A 2,939-nucleotide genomic window follows, 5' to 3' on the forward strand; every position below is an offset into this window, starting at 1 on the left:
GGTGCGCCGGGCCCGGACGGGCTCGACCAGCGGCGGCATCTGGAAGTCCGGCTCCGGCTCGGTCTCGACGACCTTGCGGGTACGGACGCGCTTCGGACGGGCCGGAGCCTCCTCGGCGACGACCTCGGCGACCGGGGTCACCGGCGTCACCACGGCGACCCGGGCCGGAGCCTCGGCGACCGGCGCGGCCACGGCGGCCTGGGTCGGCACCGCGGCCACCCGGGTACGGCGGCGGCGCGGGCGGCGCGGCTCGTCGGCGGCCGGGGCCGCGGGGGCCTCGGGAGCCTGGACCGGGGTCACCGCTGCGACGGCCTCGGCGTCCTCGGTGAACTCCGTCCCGCCACGGGTGCGGCGGCGCTGGCGCGGCGTACGGGTACGGGCCGGACGCTCCTCGGTCACCACGGCGGCGGCCGCCGGACCTGAGCGGCCACCACGGCCACCGCGGCCGCCGGTCTCGCCCAAGTCCTCCAGGTTCTCGGCGTTCAGGCCGGCCCGCGTGCGCTCGGCGCGCGGCAGGACGCCCTTGGTGCCGGCCGGGATGTTCATCTGCTCGTACAGGTGCGGAGACGTGGAGTACGTCTCCACCGGGTCGTGGAAGTCCAGCTCCAGCGCCTTGTTGATCAGCTGCCAGCGCGGGATGTCGTCCCAGTCGACCAGGGTGACGGCGATGCCCTTCTTGCCCGCGCGGCCGGTACGGCCCACGCGGTGCAGGAAGGTCTTCTCGTCCTCGGGCGTCTGGTAGTTGATGACGTGGGTGACACCCTCGACATCGATACCGCGCGCGGCGACGTCGGTGCACACCAGCACGTCGACCTTGCCGTTGCGGAACGCGCGCAGCGCCTGCTCGCGCGCACCCTGGCCCAGGTCGCCGTGGACGGCGCCGGACGCGAAGCCGCGCTTCTCCAGCTGCTCGGCGATGTCGGCCGCGGTGCGCTTGGTACGGCAGAAGATCATGGCGAGCCCGCGGCCCTCGGCCTGCAGGATGCGGGAGACGAGCTCCGGCTTGTCCATGTTGTGGGCACGGAAGACGTGCTGCGTGGTGTTGGCGACGGTCGCGCCCTCACCGTCCTCGGAGACGGCACGGATGTGCGTCGGCTGCGTCATGTACCGGCGGGCCAGTCCGATGACCGCGCCCGGCATGGTCGCCGAGAACAGCATCGTCTGGCGCTTGGCCGGCAGGTAGCTCATGATCCGCTCGACGTCGGGCAGGAAGCCCAGGTCGAGCATCTCGTCGGCCTCGTCGAGGACGAGGGCCTTGACCTGGGAGAGATCGAGCTTCTTCTGTCCGGCCAGGTCGAGCAGGCGGCCCGGGGTGCCGACGATGACGTCGACGCCCTTCTTGAGCGCCTCGACCTGGGGCTCGTACGCGCGGCCGCCGTATATGGCGAGGACGCGGACGTTGCGGACCTTGCCCGCGGTCAGGAGGTCGTTGGTCACCTGGGTGCACAGCTCGCGGGTCGGAACCACCACGAGGGCCTGCGGGGCGTCGGTGAGCTGATCCGGCGTGGAACGGCCGGCCTCGACGTCCGCGGGGACGACGACGCGCTCCAGCAGGGGAAGGCCAAAACCGAGCGTCTTGCCGGTACCGGTCTTGGCCTGGCCGATGACGTCCGTGCCGGACATGGCGACGGGGAGGGTCATCTCCTGGATCGGGAAGGGGGACACAATGCCGACGGCCTCGAGGGCTTCGGCCGTCTCGGGAAAGATCCCGAGGTCTCGGAACGTAGTCAGGGTGCTGCCTCTTCTGTGAGACGCGGCGCGAGGCGGCGAGGGGGGTCGTACCGTGCCGTGCTTGCAGTACTGCTACGTACGAAGCTGCGCGGGACCACTAGCCTTCGCTCAGGCGCATCTGCCGCTGAGGGGGCCCCTCGTGGTAGGCGGTACGTATGAACGTACGCACTGCACCGAGGGCGGTCGGTTGGAGCCGATCGGGCCACCGACCGGGCATCCTCATTCGGGATGGCCCGCCGAGTATTCGGCAGGCGCATTACCACTGTACCCCGGAATCGCGCAGGTGTGTCGGGTGAATTCACCGGGGAGGCGCGTTCAGCTGGACAGGCAAGGAACCGGCATGGTGCCTTGGGGGGCCATTCGGCGGGCTATTGTGCGAGGCATGTCGACCGTAGAAAACGCCTCGCCCGCCGACGACAGCGCACCCGGCGAAGCCGTGGGTATCGCCTCCCAGGACTGGGCCGCCGCCTCTGCCTCGCCGCAGTACCGGGCCGCCGTCGTGGACCTGCTGGGTGCGCTCGCGTACGGCGAGCTCGCGGCCTTCGAGCGCCTCGCGGAGGACGCGAAGCTCGCGCCCACCCTGGACGACAAGGCCGAGCTCGCCGCGATGGCCTCCGCCGAGTTCCACCACTTCGAGCGGCTGCGGGACCGGCTCGCGGCGATCGAGGTCGAGCCCACCGCCGCCATGGAGCCCTTCGCGAAGGGCGTCGACGACTTCCACCGCCAGACCGCGCCGTCGGACTGGCTGGAGGGCCTGGTCAAGGCCTACGTCGGCGACTCCATCGCCAGTGACTTCTACCGCGAGGTCGCCTCCCACCTGGACACCGACACCCGCGCCCTCGTGCTCGGCGTGCTCGACGACACCGGCCACGGCAACTTCGCCGTCGAGAAGGTCCGCGCGGCGATCGAGGCGGACCCGCGCTGCGGCGGCCGGCTCGCGCTGTGGGCCCGCCGGCTGATGGGCGAGGCCCTCTCGCAGGCCCAGCGCGTGGTCGCCGAGCGCGACGCGCTCTCGACCATGCTGGTCGGCGGCGTCGACGGGATGGCGGCCGGCTTCGACCTGGCGGCCGTCGGCGAGATGTTCACTCGCATCACCAAGGCGCACACCAAGCGGATGGCGGCCCTCGGCCTCGCCGCCTGAGCCCACGGCGGCCGCGAGGCTCCGTACCGCTCCACACGTCGGCCCCGGCGCGCACACGGCGCACCGG

2 protein-coding genes are annotated in these 2,939 nt (G+C 72.1%); one reads left to right on the forward strand and one right to left on the reverse strand.

Features of this window, described 5'->3' with window-relative positions; genetic code table 11:
* Window positions 1-1,641: DEAD/DEAH box helicase (locus ACWGIU_RS34475; RefSeq protein WP_453712043.1), on the reverse strand; the 1,641-nt coding region annotated here is incomplete at its 3' end.
* 472 nt (window positions 1,642-2,113) lie between these two features.
* Between ACWGIU_RS34475 and ACWGIU_RS34480 the strand changes: the two genes are divergently transcribed.
* The gene (locus ACWGIU_RS34480) at window positions 2,114-2,872 is read left to right on the forward strand and encodes a ferritin-like fold-containing protein (protein WP_453712044.1); all 759 of its coding nucleotides are present in this window, start codon (window positions 2,114-2,116) and stop codon (window positions 2,870-2,872) included.
* The last annotated feature ends 67 nt before the right edge of the window (window positions 2,873-2,939 follow it).

The organism is Streptomyces sp. NPDC054840 (genome assembly GCF_053611065.1).